24 protein-coding genes are annotated in these 21243 nt (G+C 68.7%); 13 read left to right on the top strand and 11 right to left on the bottom strand.

Annotation, left to right across the window (positions count from 1 at the left end; translation table 11 throughout):
• Positions 1–12: 12 nt before the first annotated feature.
• Together Sp245p_RS06175 and hmuQ are read left to right on the top strand one after the other, a co-directional pair.
• Positions 13–717, top strand: coding sequence for a regulator of G-protein signaling domain-containing protein (locus Sp245p_RS06175; RefSeq protein ID WP_014240948.1), 705 nt, complete (start codon positions 13–15; stop codon positions 715–717).
• 124 nt (positions 718–841) lie between these two features.
• Positions 842–1162 (top strand): heme-degrading protein HmuQ, encoded by a 321-nt coding sequence (hmuQ, locus tag Sp245p_RS06180; RefSeq protein WP_014240947.1) that lies wholly within the window; start codon positions 842–844, stop codon positions 1160–1162.
• Between the two features lie 14 nt (positions 1163–1176).
• Here the strand turns inward: hmuQ and Sp245p_RS06185 are convergent, their stop codons facing one another.
• Positions 1177–1656, bottom strand: coding sequence for a phosphate-starvation-inducible PsiE family protein (locus Sp245p_RS06185; RefSeq protein WP_014240946.1), 480 nt, complete (start codon positions 1654–1656; stop codon positions 1177–1179).
• A 250-nt stretch (positions 1657–1906) separates the two neighbouring features.
• On the opposite strand from Sp245p_RS06185, the gene Sp245p_RS06190 reads away from it, so the two are divergent.
• From Sp245p_RS06190 to Sp245p_RS06205, 4 genes are all read left to right on the top strand, one after another.
• On the top strand, positions 1907–3352 hold the full coding sequence (locus tag Sp245p_RS06190; protein ID WP_014240945.1) for an NADP-dependent isocitrate dehydrogenase: 1446 nt from the start codon (positions 1907–1909) through the stop codon (positions 3350–3352).
• 78 nt (positions 3353–3430) lie between these two features.
• Positions 3431–4009 carry an RNA polymerase sigma factor gene (locus Sp245p_RS06195; protein ID WP_082188167.1) on the top strand — a complete coding sequence of 193 codons (579 nt, stop codon included), beginning with the start codon at positions 3431–3433 and terminating at the stop codon, positions 4007–4009.
• A complete protein-coding gene (locus tag Sp245p_RS06200; RefSeq protein WP_014240943.1) occupies positions 4009–4800 on the top strand; it encodes an anti-sigma factor family protein in 792 nt (263 codons plus the stop codon). The genes Sp245p_RS06195 and Sp245p_RS06200 overlap by 1 nt, the downstream gene beginning before the upstream one ends.
• Positions 4801–4975: 175 nt before the next feature.
• Positions 4976–5359: a GcrA family cell cycle regulator gene (locus Sp245p_RS06205; RefSeq protein WP_014240942.1), complete on the top strand. Its 384-nt coding sequence runs from the start codon at positions 4976–4978 to the stop codon at positions 5357–5359.
• A 103-nt stretch (positions 5360–5462) separates the two neighbouring features.
• On the opposite strand, the gene Sp245p_RS06210 is transcribed toward Sp245p_RS06205, so the two are convergent.
• The 4 genes from Sp245p_RS06210 to Sp245p_RS06225 form a co-directional block, all read right to left on the bottom strand.
• On the bottom strand, positions 5463–6071 hold the full coding sequence (locus Sp245p_RS06210) for an exopolysaccharide biosynthesis protein (RefSeq protein ID WP_014240941.1): 609 nt from the start codon (positions 6069–6071) through the stop codon (positions 5463–5465).
• A 91-nt stretch (positions 6072–6162) separates the two neighbouring features.
• Entirely contained in the window at positions 6163–6543 is a 381-nt protein-coding gene (locus tag Sp245p_RS06215) for an oxidoreductase (protein ID WP_014240940.1), read from the bottom strand.
• A 157-nt stretch (positions 6544–6700) separates the two neighbouring features.
• Positions 6701–7924 carry an NADP-dependent isocitrate dehydrogenase gene (locus tag Sp245p_RS06220; RefSeq protein WP_014240939.1) on the bottom strand — a complete coding sequence of 408 codons (1224 nt, stop codon included), beginning with the start codon at positions 7922–7924 and terminating at the stop codon, positions 6701–6703.
• Positions 7925–8164: 240 nt separating this feature from the next.
• Positions 8165–8749, bottom strand: a complete 585-nt coding sequence (locus Sp245p_RS06225) for an LOG family protein (protein ID WP_041811148.1) — start codon at positions 8747–8749, stop codon at positions 8165–8167.
• Between the two features lie 142 nt (positions 8750–8891).
• On the opposite strand from Sp245p_RS06225, the gene Sp245p_RS06230 reads away from it, so the two are divergent.
• Both Sp245p_RS06230 and Sp245p_RS06235 read left to right on the top strand, forming a co-directional pair.
• Positions 8892–9116: a hypothetical protein gene (locus tag Sp245p_RS06230; protein ID WP_014240937.1), complete on the top strand. Its 225-nt coding sequence runs from the start codon at positions 8892–8894 to the stop codon at positions 9114–9116.
• Positions 9117–9283: 167 nt separating this feature from the next.
• The gene (locus tag Sp245p_RS06235) at positions 9284–10363 is read left to right on the top strand and encodes a LysM peptidoglycan-binding domain-containing protein (protein ID WP_014240936.1); all 1080 of its coding nucleotides are present in this window, start codon (positions 9284–9286) and stop codon (positions 10361–10363) included.
• 17 nt (positions 10364–10380) lie between these two features.
• Here the strand turns inward: Sp245p_RS06235 and Sp245p_RS06240 are convergent, their stop codons facing one another.
• Positions 10381–10845 carry a hypothetical protein gene (locus tag Sp245p_RS06240; RefSeq protein ID WP_014240935.1) on the bottom strand — a complete coding sequence of 155 codons (465 nt, stop codon included), beginning with the start codon at positions 10843–10845 and terminating at the stop codon, positions 10381–10383.
• Positions 10846–10972: 127 nt separating this feature from the next.
• Between Sp245p_RS06240 and Sp245p_RS06245 the strand changes: the two genes are divergently transcribed.
• Both Sp245p_RS06245 and pssA read left to right on the top strand, forming a co-directional pair.
• On the top strand, positions 10973–11671 hold the full coding sequence (locus Sp245p_RS06245) for a phosphatidylserine decarboxylase (RefSeq protein ID WP_014240934.1): 699 nt from the start codon (positions 10973–10975) through the stop codon (positions 11669–11671).
• On the top strand, positions 11668–12576 hold the full coding sequence (gene pssA, locus Sp245p_RS06250) for a CDP-diacylglycerol--serine O-phosphatidyltransferase (RefSeq protein ID WP_014240933.1): 909 nt from the start codon (positions 11668–11670) through the stop codon (positions 12574–12576). Before Sp245p_RS06245 ends, pssA begins: the two co-directional genes overlap by 4 nt.
• A 22-nt stretch (positions 12577–12598) precedes the next feature.
• On the opposite strand, the gene Sp245p_RS06255 is transcribed toward pssA, so the two are convergent.
• Positions 12599–12937, bottom strand: coding sequence for a hypothetical protein (locus tag Sp245p_RS06255; RefSeq protein WP_014240932.1), 339 nt, complete (start codon positions 12935–12937; stop codon positions 12599–12601).
• A gap of 360 nt (positions 12938–13297) precedes the next feature.
• Between Sp245p_RS06255 and Sp245p_RS06260 the strand changes: the two genes are divergently transcribed.
• Positions 13298–13888: a GNAT family N-acetyltransferase gene (locus Sp245p_RS06260; RefSeq protein WP_014240930.1), complete on the top strand. Its 591-nt coding sequence runs from the start codon at positions 13298–13300 to the stop codon at positions 13886–13888.
• Positions 13889–13900: 12 nt separating this feature from the next.
• Here Sp245p_RS06260 and prmB read toward each other — a convergent pair whose 3' ends face one another.
• The gene (gene prmB, locus Sp245p_RS06265; protein ID WP_014240929.1) at positions 13901–14842 is read right to left on the bottom strand and encodes a 50S ribosomal protein L3 N(5)-glutamine methyltransferase; all 942 of its coding nucleotides are present in this window, start codon (positions 14840–14842) and stop codon (positions 13901–13903) included.
• Positions 14843–15184 carry an arsenate reductase (glutaredoxin) gene (arsC, locus tag Sp245p_RS06270; protein ID WP_014240928.1) on the bottom strand — a complete coding sequence of 114 codons (342 nt, stop codon included), beginning with the start codon at positions 15182–15184 and terminating at the stop codon, positions 14843–14845.
• A 208-nt stretch (positions 15185–15392) separates the two neighbouring features.
• On the opposite strand from arsC, the gene serA reads away from it, so the two are divergent.
• Positions 15393–16640: a phosphoglycerate dehydrogenase gene (gene serA, locus Sp245p_RS06275; protein WP_014240926.1), complete on the top strand. Its 1248-nt coding sequence runs from the start codon at positions 15393–15395 to the stop codon at positions 16638–16640.
• A 173-nt stretch (positions 16641–16813) separates the two neighbouring features.
• Positions 16814–17458, top strand: coding sequence for a hypothetical protein (locus tag Sp245p_RS06280; RefSeq protein ID WP_052584279.1), 645 nt, complete (start codon positions 16814–16816; stop codon positions 17456–17458).
• Positions 17459–17673: 215 nt separating this feature from the next.
• Here Sp245p_RS06280 and Sp245p_RS06285 read toward each other — a convergent pair whose 3' ends face one another.
• Complete coding sequence (locus Sp245p_RS06285; RefSeq protein WP_052584278.1) at positions 17674–17979, bottom strand: restriction endonuclease; 306 nt, start codon at positions 17977–17979, stop codon at positions 17674–17676.
• A 25-nt stretch (positions 17980–18004) separates the two neighbouring features.
• The gene (locus Sp245p_RS06290) at positions 18005–21073 is read right to left on the bottom strand and encodes a response regulator (RefSeq protein WP_246119776.1); all 3069 of its coding nucleotides are present in this window, start codon (positions 21071–21073) and stop codon (positions 18005–18007) included.
• Between the last annotated feature and the right edge of the window lie 170 nt (positions 21074–21243).

Consider the following 21243-nt stretch of genomic DNA (forward strand, 5'->3'; position numbering starts at 1 on the left):
TGGAGGGGTACCGTGGCGAAATCCTATCTGGCGTCCTGGAAGAAGGCGAAGGACCGCTTCGAGAAGACGACGGGCAAGAAGAAGCCCGATCCCAAGAGCCGTTTTGGCAAGCTGTTCAGCAAGATCAGCTCGACCGGCCTGGAAGGCGCGCTGAAGAGCTACGACGCCGCCACGACCGTGCAGGATGCGCAAAAGCACGCCCGTGCCTTCCAATCCGCGGCAGGCGGCTACATCCCCACGCTCGACGCGGCGGGCAAGGCGGCCAAACAGGACGGCGACGCGGTCTACGCCGAAGCCTGCGCCGACATGGTGGCGTCGTTGAACAAGATCGCCGGCAGCGTCGTGACGGATTTGGAACGGTTCGACGGCCTGCCGAAGACCATCGAAGGCTATTTCAAGTCGCCATACTGGTTCAAGCTTCTGCACAAGGTCGCCAAGCAGGAAATGTCGCTCGAAAATGTCGAGCTGTACGACAAGATCCTGAAAGGCAAGCTGTCGAAGGCGGAGCCTGCGGAAGAGGCATACAAGGAATACGTGGCCGTCCGCTCACCCAAGGAAGTGAACATCGGGTCGGGAACCCGGAGCGCCTGCAAGAAGTGCGCGGATCAGGGCGCTTGGACCGCTATGCCTTGGGACAAGGTGGCGAAGGACCTGGGCGTCAATCTGGCCGACACCATCGGACGCCTGCACAGCGCGCTGGCCAAGGGCGAGATCTGACGGCGGGAGGCTGGTTGACGCGGTCAGGTTGATGCGGTCAAGTTGACTGGGTGGGCCTCCGCCGTCACTTTGAGGATCAGCCCTTCAGGGGCGGCCCTTCAAAATGGTCTCGGGAGGCTCCGCCATGTACATCGCCATGAACCGTTTCCGCGTGCGTCCGGACTCGGAGCAGGACTTCGAGGAGGTCTGGCTGAACCGCGAGGTCCATCTGAACACGGTTCCGGGCTTTGTGGAGTTCCACATGCTGCGCGGCCCGCGTTACGAGGACCACCGCCTCTATTCCTCCCACACCGTCTGGGAGTCGGAGGCGCATTTCCAGGCCTGGACCCGCTCGGAGGAGTTCCGCGCCGCCCATCGCGGGGCGGGAGACCGCAAGCCGCTCTATCTCGGCCCGCCGCAGTTCGAGGGCTTCGAGGTCATCCAGACCGTGGGGCGCGAGGGCTGAGCTGCCAGAGGCGCTCAGCCTTTCAGAGCATCTTCGTCGCCGATCAGGCGGTGGGCGATGGCGACGGTGATGAGGCCGGCGAGGAGAAGGCCGTACTGCCACAGGCTGGACCAGTCGCCGGTCTGCACGTCGCCCGCCACCGCCTGGACCGGGCGCACGATCAGTTGCCGCAGCAGCGTGATCATCGCCACCTCCAGGAAGACCCGCAGGTGGAAGCGGTTGGTCCGGACGTAGTCGACCTCCGCGGAGATCAGCGCGGACAGCGTCCAGACGATGAACAGCACGCCGAGCGCGTGCAGGAAGCCGTGCGCCAGCTGGTCCTTCTGGAAGGCCGCCCAGGCCTCCACGAAGAACTCCCAGACCACCATGGCGCTCGCCGCGACCAGGGCGATCGCCAGGACGACGTGCAGCAGCCCGTTGAAGGACTTCAGGGCGCGGATCAGGCCCTGTTCGAGAAGCGAGTTGGACGGGGCGCGGGGGAGCGATTGCAGCATCGTGGCGTGTCGCAAGGTCGAAGGGTGCGGGAAGATAGAAGCCCAACCCGGCGGACGCCCCCGCCGTTTTGCCATTGCCGCCATGGGGAAAACGCAAGCATTGCAGATCAGCGTCAAGTCGCCGCATCAATGGTCCCGGCTTTGCAGGTGGAAAAAAGCACCGGCCATTGAACTCCGGGCCTGATTTCGTCTAGGGTCGCCGCGGTCCCTCCGGCGTCGTTCCTTCGAGGGTTCCCCCAGGAGTGAATGGATGCGCGAAACCACCCCCATCACGGTCGCCCGCGGCGACGGCATCGGTCCGGAGATCACCGACGCGGTGCTTCACGTGATGGAGGCCGCCGGCGCCCGCCTGAAGGTGGAGGAGGTGCCGGCGGGCGAGCAGGTCTACCGCCGCGGCCATCTGGGCGGGCTGGACGCCGCCGGCTGGGGGTCGATCCGCCGCACCCGCGTCTTCCTGAAGGGGCCGATCACCACGCCCCAGGGCTATGGCAACAAGTCGCTGAACGTCACCGCGCGGACCACGCTGGGGCTGTTCGCCAACGTGCGGCCCTGCGTGTCGCACCATCCCTACGTCCGCACGCGGCACCCGCGCATGGACGTGGTCATCATCCGCGAGAACGAGGAGGACCTCTACGCCGGGATCGAGCACCGCCAGACCGACGACGTGATCCAGTCGGTCAAGCTGATCTCCCGGCCGGGGTCGGAGCGCATCGTGCGCTACGCCTTCGACTACGCCCGCGCCAACCATCGGCGCAAGGTGACGGCCTTCGTCAAGGACAACGTCATGAAGATGACGGACGGGCTGTTCCTGAAGATCTTCAACGAGATCGCCGCCGAATATCCGGAGATCAAGGCCGACCATCTGATCGTCGACATCGGCGCCGCCCGTCTGGCCGACCAGCCGGAACGCTTCGACGTGATCGTGACGCTGAACCTGTACGGCGACATCGTGTCGGACATCGCCGCCCAGATCACCGGCTCGGTCGGGCTGGCCGGCTCCGCCAACATCGGCGACGCCTGCGCCATGTTCGAGGCGATCCACGGCTCGGCGCCGATGATCGCGGGGCAGGGGATCGCCAACCCGTCGGGCCTGCTGATGGCCGCGGTGATGATGCTGGTCCACATCGGGCAGGGCGACGTGGCGGCGCGCATCCACAACGCCTGGCTCAAGACCATCGAGGACGGCGTCCACACCGTGGACATCTTCAACCGCGGAGTCAGCCGCCAGCGCGTCGGCACCCACGCCTTCGCCGATGCGGTGGTGGAGCGGCTGGGCCAGATGCCGGTGACCCTGCCCACCGTCGGCTACGCCGTCACCGCGCGGCCCGCCTATGAGTCCGGGGTGCGGCTGTCGCCCCGCCGCAAGGCGGTGAAGGAACTGGTCGGGGTGGACGTGTTCCTGCATTGGCCGGGCGGCAACCCGGACGAGCTGGCCGGGCTGGTCCTGCCGGTGGCCACTCCGGCGCTGCGGCTGTCGAGCATCTCCAACCGCTCGCAGAAGGTCTGGCCGGAGGGCAACATCGGCGTCTTCTGCACCGACCACTGGCGCTGCCGATTCCTGGCGCCGGAGGGCGTGGCAGTCGGCCACCCCGACATCGTCGAGCTTCTGTCGGGCCTTGCCCGCGCCGGGCTGGACTTCACCCAGACCGAGAATCTGTGCAACTTCGACGGCAAATCCGGCTTCTCGGCCACGTAAGCCGCGACGCGGGGGAATAATCCTCTCCGGCCGGGCGTCCAGACGGGCAGGACATCCTTCCAAGGGGAGCGCCGCCGCATGCCTCTGCCAAAGCCGCCTCCCGACCCTCCTCCAGCGAACGGCCCAGCCAGTGGCCCCTCTGCCAATAGCCCGGTGGACGAGCGGGCCATCGCCGCGCAGGTGCCGCGGCTGCGCCGCTACGCCGCAGCGCTGGCCGGCAACCTGTCCGACGCCGACGACCTCGTGCAGGACTGCATCGAGAAGGCGCTGGCCAACCGGCACACGTTGCGGGACGTCACCCGGCTCGGCGGCTGGCTGCTGTCGATCCTGCACAACCTGCACGTTTCCGGCCTGCGCTGGCGCCGCCGCCGCGGGCCGGAGGTGCCGGTGGAGGATCTCGCCAACGATCTGGCGCTCAGCGCCGCCCCCGCCGACCGGGCGGAGGTGCGGGATTTCGTGCGCGCCTTCAACCAGCTGTCGGAGGAGCACCGGGCCGTGCTTCTGCTGACCGGGCTGGAGGGGCTGTCCTACCGCGAGGCGGCGGAAGTGCTGGGGGTTCCGGTGGGAACCGTCATGTCGCGGCTGGCCCGCGCCCGGGAACGGCTGCGCGTCCTGCTGGACGGCGGGACGGAGCAGGCGGTGAGGAGGATCAAGTGATGGACACCGAACCGGACGCTCCGGTGACCGAGGCCGAGTTGCACGCCTGGATGGACGGCGAATTGCCGGAGGAACGGCGCGGCGAGGTCGAGCGCCATCTGGCGGGCAACCCCGATCTGGCCCGCCGCTTCGACCGCTACCGCGCCCAGCGGACCATGCTCCAGGGAACCTTTGGCCCGCTGATCGACCGGCCGTTGCCGGAGGCCCTGGTGCCGCCCTACGGCCGGGCGCCGGGCCGGCCGGCGGTGCGTCCGCGCCGATGGCTTCCGGCGCTGGCCGCGGCGGCGACCCTGCTGGTCTTCGTCGTCGGCGGGGCGGGGGGCTGGTGGCTGCGCGGCTGGTCGGGCGGGGTGGGTGGCGGTGGCGCGGCCTTCGTCGCCGATGCGGTGGCCGCGCATCGGGTCTTCGCGGTGGAGGTCCGCCATCCCGTCGAGGTCGGCGCCGACCAGGAAGCGCATCTCGTGGGTTGGCTGTCGAAGCGCCTGGGCAAGCCGCTGCAGGCGCCGCGGCTGGCCGACAAGGGCTATGATCTGGTGGGCGGGCGGTTGCTGTCCGACGCCCGGGGGCCGGCGGCCCAGCTCATGTACCAGGATGCGGCCGGTCGCCGCATCACCCTGTACATCCGTCCGGCCTCCGACGCGCCGGACACCTCCTTCCGGTTTGCCCAGGACGGCAACGTCCAGGCTTTCTACTGGCGGGACAACGGTTTGGCGTGGGCGGTAACGGGTGACCTCGACCGAGTGACCCTTTCGGCCATAGCCGAGGAGGTGTACGGCGCGTTGAACTCATAACACCCACAGACTTATGCACAGGAATGTTGTTCGAGCCCCCTATCCCTCTATCCGGCCATCTGGTAGGTTGGCCGGCGTTGGGCACAAAATATTGCGCCTTATGGAAAACGGCCGTCTGGTCGGAAGGTATATTGGTTAACCAAGTCACCGGTTACCGGACCACGGGAGACAGGGGATGAGTTGGACGGACGAACGGGTTCAGCAGCTTAAGGACCTCTGGGCCCAGGGGCTGAGCGCGAGTGAAATCGCGGACATCCTGGGCGACATCACCCGCAACGCGGTGATCGGAAAGGCGCACCGCCTCGGCTTGTCGGGACGCCCGTCGCCGATCAAGAAGAAGCCGACCCGCGGCGCGACGATCCTCGCTTTGACCGAGCGCATGTGCAAATGGCCGGTCGGCGACCCGAAGCACCAGGACTTCCATTTCTGCGGCAAGCCCTCACTGCCCGGCCTGCCGTATTGCGCCGAGCACGCGGCGGTGGCCTACCAGCCGGCGTCCTCCGGCAAAAAGCGCGACGAGGACCGCAACACCGGTGAGCGCAACGTCGGCGCCGCCTAGACTCCGCCGGACTTCTCCGCCGGATTTCCGGATTTCGGGCGCTCTTCACGCGGGCGCCCGCCCGACACGGCGACCGGATCGGCAGCCGTAAGAGGAGCGCCGGTCAGATCGGCGCCGCGGTGATCGCCCACCAGCTTCCGGCGATCAGCATCGCCGAGACACCCGCCGCCGCCACGCCCAGACCCAGACCGGCGGCGACCGCCAGACCGTCCTTCACGATCAGCCCCAGCGCGATCACCAGCACCGCCAGACCGGGCAGGGTGTTGCCGAACGGGATGGGCAGGGCGATCAGAACACCCATCGCCAGCAGGAAAACACCCAGCGGCCGCAGCGCGCTCTGACGGGTCAGCGACGGCCAGCGCGTGCGCAGCCGGGCTTCCAGCCGCTCGACCAGCGGTGTTCCCTTCTCCACGATCTTTTCAAGCGTGGTCCGCGCCACACGGCGGCGCCCGATCCAGCCCGGCACCTCCAGCCGGTCGCGTCCGACGATCATCTGGATCGCCACCAGCGCCAGCACCGTGCCGAAGATCAGGCCCGCCGGCAGCCCCGGCGTCGGCACCACGGCCGGGATCGCCAGCGCCAACAGCAGAAAACCCGGCGCGCGGTCGCCGAGATGGCCCAGCACCTCTCCCAGCGTCGGCTTGTCGCCGGTCATGCGCCCGTGCAGCTTTTTGAGCAGCGCGGACGCCCGTGCCGGGTCCTTCGTGTCCATGACCTGTCCCAAACCCCCTGTTCCATCGTCGCCGGGTGGATGTGGTGGCGCGGCGGCTCACCGGAAAGGGGGTGCGGGACAAAGGCGGGGGTCAGTACTCCTCGACCTCGTGCTTCAACTGCACCAGACGGCCGCTCAGCAGCGACAGCATCAGTTGCACCACCATCTCGTGGACGATCAGCGTGTGGGTGTTGCCGCTGTCCTGCATGTGCTGGCGCAGCGCCTCGCGCACCTTCGGCACGCCGGTCACGTCGATCAGCACGTCCACCGCCTCGCCGAGCCGGGCGAGGTCCATGAAATCGGTCGTGGTGGCGACGCCGCGCGCGCGGGCAAGCCGCATGCCGGGCGCCTCGGCGTCCAGGTCGGCGACGCCGAGGATCTCGACGAAGGGAGCGTCCAGAAGCTGCGTCAGCAGGGGCGTTCCGGTTTCGCCGGCGCCGATCACGGCGATGCGGAAGATGTCCTTGGCCATGGGAAAAGTCTCGAATTCCGGTTCGTCAGGTCCGCGCCGGCATCGCGCCGCGCGGGCAAGAAAAAAGCGGGGAGCCGAAACTCCCCGCCGCAACCTTACATCGACCCGGCGTCCCGTTTGACCGGGACGCGTCGTCGCACCTGACGCGGAATGCGCGTTACGCCCAGGCGGCCATCTTCTTCTGCAGGTTCTCGTCCAGCTTGTCGAGGAACTGCTTGGTGGTTAGCCAGGGCTGATCCGGACCGATGAGGATCGCCAGATCCTTGGTCATGAAGCCCGACTCGACGGTCTCGACGCAGACGCGCTCCAGCGTCTCGGCGAACTTCACGACGTCCGGCGTGTTGTCGAACTTGCCGCGGTAGGCCAGACCCTGCGTCCAGGCGTAGATCGAGGCGATCGGGTTGGTGGAGGTCTCCTTGCCCTTCTGGTGCTCGCGGTAGTGGCGGGTCACCGTGCCGTGGGCGGCCTCCGCCTCAACGGTCTTGCCGTCCGGCGTGATCAGCACCGAGGTCATCAGGCCCAGCGAGCCAAAGCCCTGCGCCACGATGTCCGACTGAACGTCGCCGTCGTAGTTCTTGCAGGCCCACACGAAGCCGCCTTCCCACTTCAGGGCCGAGGCGACCATGTCGTCGATCAGGCGGTGCTCGTAGACGAGGCCCTTGGCCTTGAACTGGGCGGCGTAATGCTCGTCGAACACCTTCTGGAAGATGTCCTTGAAGCGCCCGTCATAGGCCTTGAGGATCGTGTTCTTGGTGGACAGATAGACCGGGTAGCCGCGCTCCAGGCCGTACATGAAGCTGGAGTGGGCGAAGCCCTCGATCGATTCGTCCAGGTTGTACATGCCCATGGCGACGCCGGAGGCGGGGAAGTCGTACACCTCCTGCTCGATCGGCTCGCCGCCGCCTTCCGGCACCCACTTGATCGTCAGCTTGCCCTTGCCGGGAACGACGAAGTCGGTGGCCTTGTACTGGTCGCCGAAGGCGTGACGGCCGATGATGATCGGCTTGGTCCAGCCCGGAACGTAACGCGGAACGTTGGAGCAGACGATCGGCTCGCGGAAGACGGTGCCGCCCAGGATGTTGCGGATCGTGCCGTTCGGCGACTTCCACATCTTCTTGAGATTGAACTCCGTCACCCGCGCCTCGTCCGGGGTGATGGTCGCGCACTTGACGCCGACGCCGTACTGCTTGATCGCGTTGGCCGATTCGACGGTCACGCGGTCGTCGGTCTTGTCGCGGTTCTCGACGCTGAGATCGTAGTATTTCAGGTCGACGTCGAGGTACGGCAGGATCAGCTTGTCCTTGATGAACTGCCAGATGATTCGCGTCATCTCGTCGCCGTCGAGTTCGACGACCGGATTGGCTACCTTGATCTTCGTCATGGGTGCGAGTTCTCCCCGAACGGGTAGGGGTTGTCTTATGCTTGGACGCCGGGCGCGCTGTGCGAGGGCACGGGCCGGGGCGTCCATCCGAAGACGGGCCCCGGTTCCCCGGACGGAAACGGATGGCGGTTATATAGCACCGGGGCACTGCCGAAAGAAAGGACCGCGGGGCATCAAAACAGACGATATCGCGCTGAAAACGGCGCAATTTGCGCGATCTGGTCCTACCACTTGGCCTTTTCAGAGCTTTTGTGTGGGAATCTTCAACGCGGGCTCCGGTTCATAGGCCAACGCGGCAAACACGTCGTCCACGTCATCGACGACGGTGTACAGCGCGCGGTGCGCCGGCTGGGTGAAACCCTGCGCCACCGTATGGTCGATCAGGCCGAGCAAGGGGCGCCAATAGCCGTCCACATCCGCGATCACCACCGGCTTGTCGTGCAGGCCCAGCTGCTTCCAGGTCAGGATCTCGAACGCCTCGTCGAGCGTGCCGAGACCGCCCGGCAGCACCACGAAGGCGTCGGCGCGGTCGACCATCATGCGCTTGCGGGTGTGCATGCTGTCGACGACGTGCAGTTCGGTCAGGCCGGTGTGCTCGATCTCGGCGGCCTGGATGTGCTCCGGGATGATGCCGACGACCTGCCCCCCGGCGGCCAGCGCCGCGTCGGCGGCGATGCCCATCAGCCCGACGCGCCCACCGCCGTAGATGAGCTGGATGCCCCGCCGGGCGAGCCCGTCGCCCAACATATGGGCGGCCTCTTTGTGGACAGCGGCGACGCGGCTGGATGAGCCGCAATAGACGCAGACGGAATTCGGGGCTCTCATCGCTCACCCTTTCTCGCCGGTTGGGTACACGTTCCGGTGACTGTTCCGGTGCGCCCGGCGGGGTCACCTAAAGCAAGGGAATAGCAAAGCCGGGGCGACGTCTACCCGGACATCGGACTTCAGCCCATCGGGAGGGATCATTATGGATTCGCGCGTCGTCAACGCCCTGGCCGCCATCTCGGTGGCCACGTTCCTGTTCCTCGGCTTCGGCGGCGGGATCGGCTTTCTGACCGGCGGGGGCAAGGCGAACGCGGGCGGCGCCACGACGGTTCAGGCCACGGAAACCAGCGTCTCCGCGGCCAATATTTCTCCAGGGGGCCTTTCCTCCGGCCGCCATTCCGAGACGGTCGCCAAGTTGGAGAAGTGAGCCGGGAGGCGTGAGCATGGTCCGCACCACCCGGCGGCGCGAAGGCGGTGTGCGGGTCCCGATGCGGCTATGCGCCTGCTCCATCGGCGGTGTTCAGTTCCACCGCCGCAATCTGCTATCCTGCCGCAGGCCGGCGTGTCCGCCGGCAATGATGCGGCGGTGCTCCGGTGAAGCAAGCTCTCCTGTTCGGCGGTGCGGCGACGGTCGCCGCGGCCGCCGTTGTCGCGTATCTGGCCTTCGATCCGTCGCCCGCGCCGGGCTCCCGCGCCGGAACGGCCGGGTCCGGAACGACCGTCGCGCTGGGCAGCGTGTCCCCGGCCAAGCCGCCGGCCAACGCGCCCGCCCCGGCGAAAGCCGCGGAGGAGCCCGCCGGTCCGCGCTTCGACATCGTGCGCGTCGCCCCGGACGGCGCCACCGTGATGGCCGGCCGCGCCACGCCGGGCTCGTCGGTGACCGTCCATGACGGGGAGCGCGCGCTCGGTTCCGTCAACGCCGACGCGCGCGGCGAGTGGGTTCTGCTTCCCGACCAGCCCTTGGCCCCCGGCGCCCGCGAACTGAGCCTGTCGGAGAGGGCGACCCCCGCCGCCGAACCGACCCCGTCGGAGCGCGTCGTGGTGGTCGTGGTGCCCGACCCGCCGCCGGCCACCGGCGGGGCGTCCTCGGAAACCCCCACAGGTCCGCTGGCCGTCGCCATGCCGCGCGATGGGCTGGGCGACGGGCGGGGCGGCAGCACGATCCTGCAGGCGCCGAAGGGGCCGGCCGCTCCGGCGACCCGCGGCGTGGCGGCCCCGCCGCCGCCGGGGGGCGTGTCGCTGGAAAGCATGGATTACGACGCCTCGGGGCGGGTCGCCATGGGCGGCCGGGCGCAGCCGGGAAGCGCCGTGCAGCTCTATCTCGACAATCTTCTGGTCGGCAGCGCCCACACCGACCCGAACGGCCAGTGGCGGCTGCGTCCGGAACGGGCCGTGCCGCCGGGCGTCTACACGCTGCGCGCCGATCAGGTCACCGACTCGGGCAAGGTCACCGCCCGCGTCGAACTTCCGGTTCAGGTGTCGGAGGTTCCGGCCAACCTGCCGGACGGCCGGTCGATGGTCGTCCAGCCCGGCAACAGCCTGTGGCGGATCGCCCGCTCCACCTACGGGCACGGCGTGCAGTACACGCTGATCTACGAGGCCAACCGCGGCCAGATCCGCGATCCGGACCTGATCTATCCCGGCCAGATCTTCGCGCTGCCGGTCTCGAACTGAGCTTTTTCGAACTGACTTTACAGGTAAGGGGCGAGCAGGCGCAGGAAGGGGCGCGCCTGCTGGAGCGCGACCACCGTCTGGTGGATCAGATCCTCCGGCGTCGCCTGCCCCTCGAACTCGGCTTCGGAGAACAGCAGGATCTTCTGGCCCTCCTGGACGAGGAAGCGGGTTCCCCGGCGGTCCTGGATGCCGCGCAGGATCGCCAGGAGCTGGCGCCGCCGCTCCGGCGACTGGGCGGTGTAGGGGATGTGGCCGATCTCCGCCCACACCTGCGAGCGCGACTTTTCCCCGTCGAAGCCGACGGCGATGCTGAAGGGCAGCCCGTCGGCCATGAAGTGCAGCCGCGCCGGGCGCGGCGGCTGGGCGATGCCCAGCACGCCCTCGGGAGTCATCACGAAGGTGTCGGGGCTGAAGGGCAGGGCGGTCTGCGAGACCTGCGCGAGCGACGGCATGGCCTGAAGGCGGGCGGCGGGAACGGACACGGGGGCTCGCTCATTCCTGTGGTGTCGGTGGCGTCACTCTCCACCTTCCCTGCTAAAATTCTGTAAAGGGCGGGGGATGCTGTCTAGAATGCGCCGCTCCAACGATCCGAGGCTGAAGTAACCGGCGATGTCCGCCCTCAATACCGTAGTCGTTCCGATCCACCGCGCCGGCTGGCCCTTCATCGCCGCCTTCGCCGTGGTCTCCCTGATTCTCGGGCTTGCCGTGGCGAAGCCGCTGGGCTGGCTGGGTCTCGTGCTCACCCTGTGGTGCGTGTATTTCTTCCGCGATCCCGATCGCGTGACGCCGACGCGCCCCGGCCTGCTGGTCAGCCCCGCCGACGGGCGCGTGACCATGATCGTTCCCGCGGTTCCGCCGCCGGAGCTGGGCATGGGCGACAAGCCGCTAACCCGCGTCAGCATCTTCCTCAACGTCTTCAACGTGCACGTCAACCGCGTGCCGGCGGACGGCACGGTGGTCGCGGCGGAGTATCACAAGGGCACCTTCGTGAACGCCGCGCTGGACAAGGCCAGCGAGGAGAACGAGCGCGCCGCCTTCCGCCACCGTCTTCCCGACGGGCGTGAGATTGCCTATGTGCAGATCGCCGGCCTCGTCGCCCGCCGCATCCTCTACTGGGTGAAGGCCGGCCAGGAGGTCAAGGCGGGCGAGCGGTTCGGCCTGATCCGATTCGGCAGCCGCACCGACGTCTATCTGCCGGACGGCGTGGTTCCGCTGGTCTGCGTCGGGCAGACGGCGATCGGCGGCGAGACCGTGCTGGCCGACCTGACCGCCACCGAACCGCAACGGCAGGGGGATGTCCGCCGATGAAGCGACCGGTCTTCAAGCCGGCAGTGTTCCGCAAGCGCCGGGCGCGCCGCCCGCATCCGCGGCTGAAGGGGTTGTCGATCAACCATCTTCTGCCCAACGTGCTGACGGTGCTGGCGCTGTGCTCCGGCCTGACGGCCATCCGCTTCGCCATGCACGAGCGGTGGGAGCAGGCGGTCGTCTGCATCGTCATCGCGGCGATCTTCGACGCGCTGGACGGGCGGATCGCCCGCCTGCTGAACGGGCAGAGCAAGTTCGGCGCGGAGCTGGACAGCCTGTCCGACGTCATCAGCTTCGGCGTGGCCCCCGCCTTCATGATGTATCTGTGGGCGCTGAACGGCGCCGGCAGCCTGGGCTGGATCGCCGCCATGGCTTACGCGGTCTGCGCGGCGCTGCGGCTGGCCCGCTTCAACTCCCGCCTGGACGTCGACCTGCCGCCCTGGGCCTTCAACTACTTCACCGGCGTTCCCGCCCCGGCGGGCGCCGGTCTGGCCATCCTGCCCATGGTCATCGGCTTCGAGGCCGGGCCGGACATCGCCGGCCACCCGGCCGTCGTCGTGCCCTGGACGCTGGCGATGGGCGGGCTGATGGTCAGCACGCTGCCGACCTTCTCCTTCAAGGGCATGCGGGTGCCGACCCAGTATGTGGTGCCGGGTCTGGTCGGCGTCGGCCTGCTCGCCGCCTCGCTGGTCAGCCAGCCCTGGTGGACGCTGGCCTTCCTCGGGCTGGCCTATCTGGCGAGCCTGCCCTTCTCGGTGGCGCAGTTCCGCAAGCTGCAGCAGGCCGCCCAGCTGATGAAGGAGACGGAGGAGCCCCCGGCGGAGGAGGCTGTCGTCGCCGCTTCGGACGCGCCGCCCCCGTCGCCTGAAATGGTGTCTGAAAAGACCAGGACGCCCTCGTCCGACTGACGCCGGACGCCCGCCGTCTCCGTCACTCGGCGGCGGCGGGCAGATCCAACGGCACGGTCCGTTCGGTCACGGCGACCGTGAGGACCATCGGGATCTGGCGCAGGCAATTGCCGACATGGTTCGACTCCGCGGCCACCATGCCGGTCATTTCGACCTCAACGGTCAGCGTCTCGCCCAGCAGGCGGCTGTTCAGCGACAGGGGGACGAGGCCGCGCTTGGCGAACAGCTCCAGCACGCGGGGCAGGGTGCCGGGATCGGCGTCGGCCTGCACGGCGAAGCGGACAAGACGGTTCGGATCGGTCGGGCGGGATTCGGCGGCGGGTGCCGCCAGCGTGACGGTGGGCAACGTGACGGTGGACATGGGTCGCTCTTACCTTGGTCTTGAGTCGATGAGTGCAGGGTCAGACCTGCAGACGTGCGAAAACCCCGGCTCTCACGCGAGAACCGGGCTGCTAATTCGCAGACCCAGGGTAAGGCGACGGTCCATCATGGGCGTCAGGATAGGGCGACGGGCGGCCATGGTCAATGGAGTCGGGGAGTGAAGCTCATTAACCCTCTCCCCTCTGGGGAGAGGGTGGCCCGAAGGGCCGGTGAGGGGGGTGCGCGTTTCCGGCACGTCCGGCAAAAGCGCAACCCCCTCACCCTAGCCCTCTCCCCAGAGGGGAGAGGGGATATAGGCGGCGGCAACCAATAAATTCCATCCGACAGGACACGCGAAGCCATGAACGACAACGGCATCCACATCCGCCCCGCCGAGCCGGACGACGCGCCGGAACTGGCGCGGCTCATCGACATGGCCGGCGGCGGCATCTACGAGTTCCTGCTCGACGGGCTGGTGCCGGGCCAGACGGCGGCGGAGATGCTGGTGCCGGGGCTGGCGGGCACGTCGGGGTCCTTCTCCCACCGCCATTCGGGTGTGGCGGAGGTGGCGGGGAGGATCGTCGGGGTCGCCCACGCCTATCCCGTGGATTGGATCAAGACCCAGGACTACACCGGACTGCCCGTCGACCGGCTGGCTCATATGGAGGATTTCAGCCGGGTGCACGACTGGGGCAGCTACTTCCTGTCGGCGCTGGCCGTCGATCCGGCGTGGCGCCGCCGCGGCATCGCCGCCCGGCTTCTCGCCTGGGTCTATGAACGGGCGCGCCGCGGCCGGTTCGACCGGGTGACGCTGCACGTCTGGGCCGACAACGCCGACGCCCGCCAACTCTACGCCAAAGAGGGTTTCGCCGAGATCGGCCGCGCCGACATCCCCTGGCACGAGCGGCTGCCGCACCAGGGGGGAAGCGTGCTGCTCCGGCGCACGGTCTGATCAACGGTCCGGTTACTTGCCCGGCTTCAGCTGGTCGCGGGTCAGCCAGAAGACCTCGCCGAAGCTGTTGGCGGTCTCGACCCAGAAGAAGTCGAGGTCCGGGTACTCGGCCTCCAGGATCTCGCGGCCCGTGCCGAACTCGCAGAGCAGGCCGCCCTCCGCCGTCAGGTGCTTGGGCGCCTCCTTGAGGATGCGGCGCACGATGTCCAGCCCGTCCTCGCCCGACGCCAGGGCCATTTCCGGCTCGTGCCGGAATTCCGGCGGCAGGGCGGCCATCGCCTCGGCGTCCACATAGGGCGGGTTGGTGATGATGACGTCGTACTTGCGGTTCTTCAGCGGCGCGAACAGGTCGCCGTGGTGCAGGGCGATGCGGTCCTCGAACCCGCTGTCGGCGACGTTGCGCTTGGCCACCTCAAGAGCGTCGGCGGACAGGTCCACCGCGTCCACCTGGGCCTCCGGGAAGATCTGCGCGGCCAGGATGGCGAGGCAGCCGGAACCGGTGCAGAGGTCGAGAACCCGCTCGACCTCCGTCGGGTCCTCCACCAGCGTGAAGTCGTCGCCGCCGATCAGGTCGGAGAACAGGATCTCCCCGATGTAGGAGCGCGGGACGATCACCCGCTCGTCCACATAGAAGGGGATGCCCTGGATGTAGGCCTTGTTCAGCAGGTAGGAGGCCGGCTTGCGCGTTTCCACGCGGGCGTGCAGCAGATCGGCGACCTTGCGGCGCTCCGCCAGGGTCAGCCGGGCGTCCACATAGGGGTCGAGCTGGTCGATGGGCAGGCTCAGCCCTTCCAGCACCATGAACACCGCCTCGTCATGGGCGTTGGTGGTGCCGTGGCCGTAGTCGAGGTCGGCCTCGTTGAAGCGGCTGACGCCGTAGCGGATCAGGTCGCGGACGGTGCGCAGCTCGGTCGCCGCGTCGGCGGGGGTGAGGTCCAGGGAGGGCTTGGTCACTTACAGGATCTCCAGAACGCTTTCCGGCGGACGGCCCACGCGGGCCTTGTCGCCCGTGACGACGATGGGCCGCTCGATGGCGGCGGGGTTGGCGGACAATGCGTCGATCAGGGCGTCGCCGTCGAGATCCTTGGCGATCCCGGCCTCCGCCGCCTCCTTGGCGCGCAGGATGTCGCGGGGGCCCTTGCCCAGCTTGGCCAGGATGGCCTTCAGCTCCGCCGGGCCGGGCGGGGTCTTCAGATACTCGACGACGGTGGGCTCGACGCCCCTGGACCTCAGAAGCTCCAGCGTCTGGCGCGACTTGGTGCAGCGCGGGTTGTGGTAGATGGTGACGTCGCTCATCCCGGTGTTTCCCTCGCTCTTCCCAGCCATGGCTTTGTCGGTGGCACGAATACACCCGCTCCGCGTGCGGCGCCAACCCGCCATGCGGAATGGCGGCGGCGGCGCAACATCCCTCGCGTGACAAGGCCGGCGCTTGGCATTACCTTGCGCGCTCGCATTATTGGCGGCCCGCCGCGTGCGGGGCCATTCATTTCGACGGATTCCGGCCGTGACGAAGCTCTCGCTCTCCAAGGACAAGATCAACATCCTGCTGCTCGAAGGCGTTCACGACAACGCCATCAACGAGTTGGCGCATGGCGGCTACGCCACCGTGGAGCGTCTGCCGCACGCGCTGGACGAATCGGAGCTGCTGGAGCGCATCGGGTCCGTCCACATGCTGGGCATCCGCTCGCGCACCCATCTGACCGCCAAGGTGCTGGAGGCCGCGAGCCGCCTGTTCAGCGTCGGCTGCTTCTGCATCGGCACGAATCAGGTCGATCTGAAGGCCGCGCGCCGACTCGGCATCCCGGTCTTCAACGCGCCTTATTCGAACACCCGGTCGGTGGCGGAGCTGGTGATCGGCGAGATCATCATGCTGATGCGCGGCATCTTCTCGAAGTCGAACCTCGTGCATGGTGGCGGCTGGATGAAGTCGGCCAAGGACAGCTACGAGATCCGCGGCAAGACGCTGGGCATCGTCGGCTACGGCCACATCGGCACCCAGGTGTCGATCATGGCCGAATCGATGGGCATGAAGGTCCGCTACTACGACGTCGTGAACAAGCTGGCGCTCGGCAACGCGCAGCCCTGCCACTCGCTGGAGGAGCTGCTGGCGGTGTCCGACGTGGTGACCCTGCACGTTCCCGACACGCCGCAGACCCGCGACATGATCGGCGAGGCGCAGATCCGCGCCATGAAGAAGGGCGCCCACCTGATCAACGCCGCCCGCGGCAAGGTCGTGGTGATCGAGGCGCTGGCCGCCGCCCTGAGGGACAAGCATCTGCTGGGTGCGGCCATCGACGTGTTCCCCAAGGAACCGGGCGGCGACAAGGAGGTGTTCGAGAGCGCGCTGCGCGGGCTCGACAACGCCATCCTGACCCCGCACATCGGCGGCTCGACGATGGAGGCGCAGGCCAACATCGGCACCGAGGTGTCGCAGAAGCTGATCGAGTATTCGGACAACGGCTCGACCATGGGCGCCGTGAACTTCCCGCAGGTCGGCCTGCCGGTCGTCCACGCCGGCAGCACCCGCTTCCTGCACGTCCATGAGAACCGTCCGGGCGTGCTGCGCAAGATCAACGAGGTCTTCTCGGGCCGCAACCTGAACATCGCCGCTCAGTATCTCCAGACCGATCCGGAGCTGGGCTACGTCGTGGTGGATGTCGACGGCGACGTGGACGAGAACGAGGTGGCGAGCGACCTGCGCGCCATCGAGGGCACGCTGAAGGCCCGCTTCCTCTACCCGGGCAAGCGCTGAGGTCCGGCGTCGCGGCCCTTGCCGTCGGCGGGGGCCGCACCGACATAGGCGGAATGAACCTCCGCCCGTTTCGACCGCGTCTGCGCGCCGGCCTTCTGACGCTCCTGTGCCTGGGTGGGGGAGGGCTCGGCGTTTCCGAGCCCGCGGCAGCGCAAACCGCGACGGCCCAAACCGTGATTGCCCAAGGCGGGGTCGCCGCCTGTCCGGACTTCGCGCCGGCCCGCGTGGTCCTCGATCTGCAGATCGCCCCGCTGCGCACCGATTACAGCCAGTCGATCCGCCAGCTGGCCCAGAAGCCGGGGCGGCGGCCCGTCGCGGGGCGGACCGCCAATTCCCACACGCTGGGGCTGGCGGCCATTCAGTACAATCAGCAATGGCAGGCCGGCGTCATGACGGCGTCGCTGGGGCAGGGCCGCTACTGCGGCGCGGCCCAGACCTTGACCGTCACCTTCGGCTACGACGAGCGGACCGTCTATGTCGCCCGCGAGCTGCCGCAGGGCAGCTGCATCCATGGCGAGGTGCTGGCCCACGAGATGCGCCACGTCACGGTGGACGAGCAGCTTCTGCGCGAATATGTGCCGGTCCTGAAGCGCCGGCTGGAGGATGTGGTCGGCCGCGCCCGCCCGGCCCAGGGCCGCTCCGAGCGGCAAGTCATGGCGGCGATCGAGCAGCCGATCAAGGCGGCGATGCGCCAGCTGATGGAGGAGTTCGGGCGCGAGCGGAACGCGCGCCAAGCCCGCATCGACACCCCGGCCGAGTACGAGCGCATCAGCCAATCCTGCAACGGCGAGATCAACCGCTACCTCGGGCGCGTGTAAAGACTCCCCTCTCCCGTCCCGGGAGAGGGAGGGCCCACCGCGAAGCGGTGGGAGGGTGAGGGTACTGCCAAGAATCCGCGCTCTGATCCTTGGACGACCCTCACCCGGCTCTCAGCGGATGCCATCGGCATCCGCCTGACGCCGTCAGCGCTGGCCTTCGGCCAGTGCGAGAGGCCCTTCGGGCCACCCTCTCCCGAGGCGGGAGAGGGATTTCGTCACCGCCGCCGGCCGCGTCCCGAGGCGTGGCGGTCGATGAACTCCGGCGGCTTGCGGGACACCCAGCGCAGGAAAGCGGCGATGTCCGGGTGGGCGCGCAGGCTGGCGATGGTGTGGTAATGGTCGCGCAGTTCCGCCTCGCTCAGCACCGCGTGGATTTTGGCGTGGCAGACGCGGTGCATGGTCACCGTGTCCCGTCCGCCGTAGGTGCGCGGGATCAGGTGGTGCTCGTTCAGGCTGGGGCCGGGCACCATCGGGCGTCCGCAGAGCGGGCAAGGCGGATGGGACGGGTCGGGCGGCGGCATGAAGCGTCCGAGTGGGCGGCGGCCGTCAGCCGGGAGGCGCCGCAGGCAGGGCGGCGCGGATGCGCGCGACCAGCTCGTCGGCCTGATAGGGCTTTTGCAGGATGGGCAGCCCGTCCAGCGCCGAGGCCCGCTGGATCTCCGCATAGCCGGTGACCATCAGGACCGGCAGGCCGGGGCGCCGGGCGCGCAACTCCCGCACCAGTTCCAACCCCGTCATGCCGGGCATCGCGTAATCGGTCAGCACGAGGTCCACCTCCGGTTCGCGGGCGAAGGCGTCCAGCGCGTCGGGGCCGCTGGACGCCTCCATGATGCGGAAACCGGCGTGTTCCAGAACCGTCGCGGTCGCCATGCGAACCAGCGCCTCGTCCTCCACCAGCAGGATGGTGGCGGGGCGGGGCGGGGACTGGACGGCGGCGGGAAGCGCGGCGTCCGGGGCGGCGTCCTCCTCGGCGTCGGCCCGCGGCAGATAGAGCGTCACCGTCGTGCCGGCGCCCAGACGGGTGGTCAGGACCACCGTCCCGCCGGACTGCGCGGCCAGACCGTGCACCATCGACAGGCCCAAGCCGGTGCCGTGCCCGACGCCCTTCGTCGTGAAGAAGGGCTCGAAGGCGCGGGCCGCCGTCTCCTCGCTCATCCCGCTGCCGGTGTCGGCGACGGCGATGGACACGCAGTCCCCGGCGGCGAGGTCGAGCGGCCGTCCCTCCATGTCGTCCGGGCAATTGCCGGTGCGGATGGTCAGGGTGCCGCCCGCCGTCATGGCGTCCCGCGCGTTGATGGCGAGGTTGAGGATGGCCATTTCGAGCTGGTTCGGGTCGACCCGCGCCGGCCACAGGCTGGGGTCCGTCTCCGTCACGATGCGCGTGGTGCCGCCCAGCGTGCGTTCCAGAAGCCCCCCCATGCCGGTGACCAGGGCGCCGACGTCGACCGTCTTCGGCTCCAGCCGCTGCCGGCGGGAGAAGGCCAGGAGATGCTGGGTCAGGGTGGCGCCGCGCTCCACCGCCTTCTCCGCCATGTCGAGGGCCTGAGGATGGCTGGCTCCGCCGCTTTCCCCCGCGGCGCGCAGCAGATAGAGCGAGGTGCCGATGGCCTGGAGCAGGTTGTTGAAGTCGTGGGCGATGCCGCCGGTGAGCTGGCCGATGGCCTCCATCTTGCGGGCTTGGTGCAGCGTCTCCTCGATCTCGCGCAGGGCTTGGCCGGTGCGCTCCCGCTCCTCGACGTCGCGGGCGACGTGATAGGCGCCGATGCGCCGCCCGCTGGAATCCAGGATGGTGCCGAAGGCCAGCTCGTAGCGCTTGCGCTGCAACGTGGGGTCGCCCAGCTCCTCCACGATGGTGAAGCGCTCTCCGCCCAGCGCGCGGCTCCACAGGGATTCCGTGGTGACCTGCGCGGTGGGCAGATGCTCCATCATCTCCAGCAGGCGCTGGCCGATGGCCGGGCGGTGGCCGTACAGCGCCTCGACCTCCCGCTGGTAGGCGCCGTTGAACAGGATGTAGCGAAGCTCCTGATCCACCGCGACGATCAGGTCGGTGGAGCTTTCGATGATCGCGGCGAACAGGCGGCGGTCGGAGGCGTGGCGGTCCACCAGCTCGCCCAGCTGCATCTCATGGGCGCGCCGCCGCTCCGTCACGTCCTCCAGAATGCCGACGGCGCGGGTGGTGCCGTCCGGGTCGGTCAGGCAGGACCCGCGCATGGCCAGCCAGCGCACCTGCCCGTCGGGCGACCCGACGGGGAATTCCGCCTCCAACTCGCCCTTCGACGGGTCGTCGCGGAAGAGGGCGGCGCGGATGGCGTTGCGGTGATCCGCCGCGACGTTGCGAATCCAGGATTCGACCGAGGCGCCGTCGAGCACCGGCACGCCCAGGAGAGCCGCGGTGTGGTCCGAGCCGTGGAACCGGCGGCTGCGCATGTCGAAGCGCCAGACGCCCAGCCCGACCACCTCCATGACCAGCCGCTGCTGCGCCTCGCTGTCGCGCAGGCGGCGGGCCGCCCGGTTCAGCGCGCCGGCCACCGCGTTGACCTCGCGGATCGGCGCGGGGGCGGTCATCATCAGCGCGGCGTGCGGGCCGTCCCGCCCCAGCGCCAGGGCGGAGCCGGCCAGCGCGGCGACCGGATCGGCGATGCGCCGCCCGACCACCAGCGCCATCGCCAGGCTGACGAGCAGCAGGATGCCGCCGCCGCATAACACCAGCGTGACCGAGCGGCGCATGGGCTCGGCGATCAGCGCCTGCGGGACCCCGACGGCGACGGTCCAGCCCGACAGCTCCGACCGGGCGAAGGCGTTGAACAGCGGCGTGCCGTCCCGCGCCACGATGTCGAAGGAGCCGAAACTGGTCGAGGCGGTCCGGCGGAACACGTCCGCCGAAATCGGCGTGCCGGTGAAGGTGTCGTGCGAGGCGGTGCGGGTGATGACGACGCCCTGCCGGTCCCACAGGGCGGCGATCCAGCCCTCCGGGAGGCCCTGCTGGCGCAGCACCTCGATGAACGTCTCGGTCGGGATGCTCATGGTCAGCACGCGCTCCGAAGGTCCGTTCCGCGTGATCGGCAGCGCGACGGCGACCAGGGGGCGCTGGGCGACGGCGCCCGTGAAGATTTCGGAGATCTGGGTCTGGCCGCTGTCCGCCGTCCGCCGGATCAGGCCGGTCACCGCGGCACGGGGAAGCGGTTCGCCGAACGGGCGGCGCGTGTTGATCAGTTGTTGGCCCTGGGCGTTGCTCAGCACGATGTGGACGCCCTCGCGCCGGCTGCCCTTGTGCTGAAGCACCTCGGTCGCCTGCCGGTGGAAGGCGGCGAGATCGCCCTTTTCCAGGTGGGGGGAGGTGGTCAGAACCTGGAGCGCCGTCTCCATCGCCATGAGTTCGCGGTCCACGGCGACGGCCAGCGTCCGCGCCAGATCCCGGCCGGATCGCTCAATCGCGGCGCTCTGCGTCTCGGCCATGCGGAAGACCGTCCAGCCGGCGAAGCCCAGCATCGGCAGCAGCGCCGCCATGACCAGCAGCACCAGCCCGGTGCGGAGCGACAGGCCGCTGGCTTGGGGCTGATCATCGCCCGCCACGCCGTCGTTCACGGCGGGTGCGTTGTCATCCTGAGCGTGCACAGGCAAGGGATGTCATGCTCCGGTATGCATAGCAATGGACGCGCCCGTAACCATCGCAGAGTCCGGCAGCAAAGGACACACCTTTGACGGAGCAGGGTTTTTATCGAAGGGGGTGGAAATCCGGCTAATTCATTCGATCGATTGGGGCTGGCGCCGGCGAAGAGGGCAGG

This window comes from Azospirillum baldaniorum (genome assembly GCF_003119195.2).
Lineage (GTDB): Bacteria > Pseudomonadota > Alphaproteobacteria > Azospirillales > Azospirillaceae > Azospirillum > Azospirillum baldaniorum.

Excerpts from the sequence above, each read along its gene's own strand:
- hmuQ (WP_014240947.1), top strand. The coding sequence starts at position 842 with ATGTACATCGCCATGAACCGTTTCCGCGTGCGTCCGGACTCGGAGCAG.
- Sp245p_RS06185 (WP_014240946.1), bottom strand. The coding sequence starts at position 1,656 with ATGCTGCAATCGCTCCCCCGCGCCCCGTCCAACTCGCTTCTCGAACAG.
- Sp245p_RS06190 (WP_014240945.1), top strand. The coding sequence starts at position 1,907 with ATGCGCGAAACCACCCCCATCACGGTCGCCCGCGGCGACGGCATCGGT.
- Sp245p_RS06195 (WP_082188167.1), top strand. The coding sequence starts at position 3,431 with ATGCCTCTGCCAAAGCCGCCTCCCGACCCTCCTCCAGCGAACGGCCCA.
- Sp245p_RS06200 (WP_014240943.1), top strand. The coding sequence starts at position 4,009 with ATGGACACCGAACCGGACGCTCCGGTGACCGAGGCCGAGTTGCACGCC.
- Sp245p_RS06205 (WP_014240942.1), top strand. The coding sequence starts at position 4,976 with ATGAGTTGGACGGACGAACGGGTTCAGCAGCTTAAGGACCTCTGGGCC.
- Sp245p_RS06210 (WP_014240941.1), bottom strand. The coding sequence starts at position 6,071 with ATGGACACGAAGGACCCGGCACGGGCGTCCGCGCTGCTCAAAAAGCTG.
- Sp245p_RS06215 (WP_014240940.1), bottom strand. The coding sequence starts at position 6,543 with ATGGCCAAGGACATCTTCCGCATCGCCGTGATCGGCGCCGGCGAAACC.
- Sp245p_RS06220 (WP_014240939.1), bottom strand. The coding sequence starts at position 7,924 with ATGACGAAGATCAAGGTAGCCAATCCGGTCGTCGAACTCGACGGCGAC.
- Sp245p_RS06225 (WP_041811148.1), bottom strand. The coding sequence starts at position 8,749 with ATGAGAGCCCCGAATTCCGTCTGCGTCTATTGCGGCTCATCCAGCCGC.
- Sp245p_RS06230 (WP_014240937.1), top strand. The coding sequence starts at position 8,892 with ATGGATTCGCGCGTCGTCAACGCCCTGGCCGCCATCTCGGTGGCCACG.
- Sp245p_RS06245 (WP_014240934.1), top strand. The coding sequence starts at position 10,973 with ATGTCCGCCCTCAATACCGTAGTCGTTCCGATCCACCGCGCCGGCTGG.
- pssA (WP_014240933.1), top strand. The coding sequence starts at position 11,668 with ATGAAGCGACCGGTCTTCAAGCCGGCAGTGTTCCGCAAGCGCCGGGCG.
- Sp245p_RS06255 (WP_014240932.1), bottom strand. The coding sequence starts at position 12,937 with ATGTCCACCGTCACGTTGCCCACCGTCACGCTGGCGGCACCCGCCGCC.
- Sp245p_RS06260 (WP_014240930.1), top strand. The coding sequence starts at position 13,298 with ATGAACGACAACGGCATCCACATCCGCCCCGCCGAGCCGGACGACGCG.
- arsC (WP_014240928.1), bottom strand. The coding sequence starts at position 15,184 with ATGAGCGACGTCACCATCTACCACAACCCGCGCTGCACCAAGTCGCGC.
- Sp245p_RS06285 (WP_052584278.1), bottom strand. The coding sequence starts at position 17,979 with ATGCCGCCGCCCGACCCGTCCCATCCGCCTTGCCCGCTCTGCGGACGC.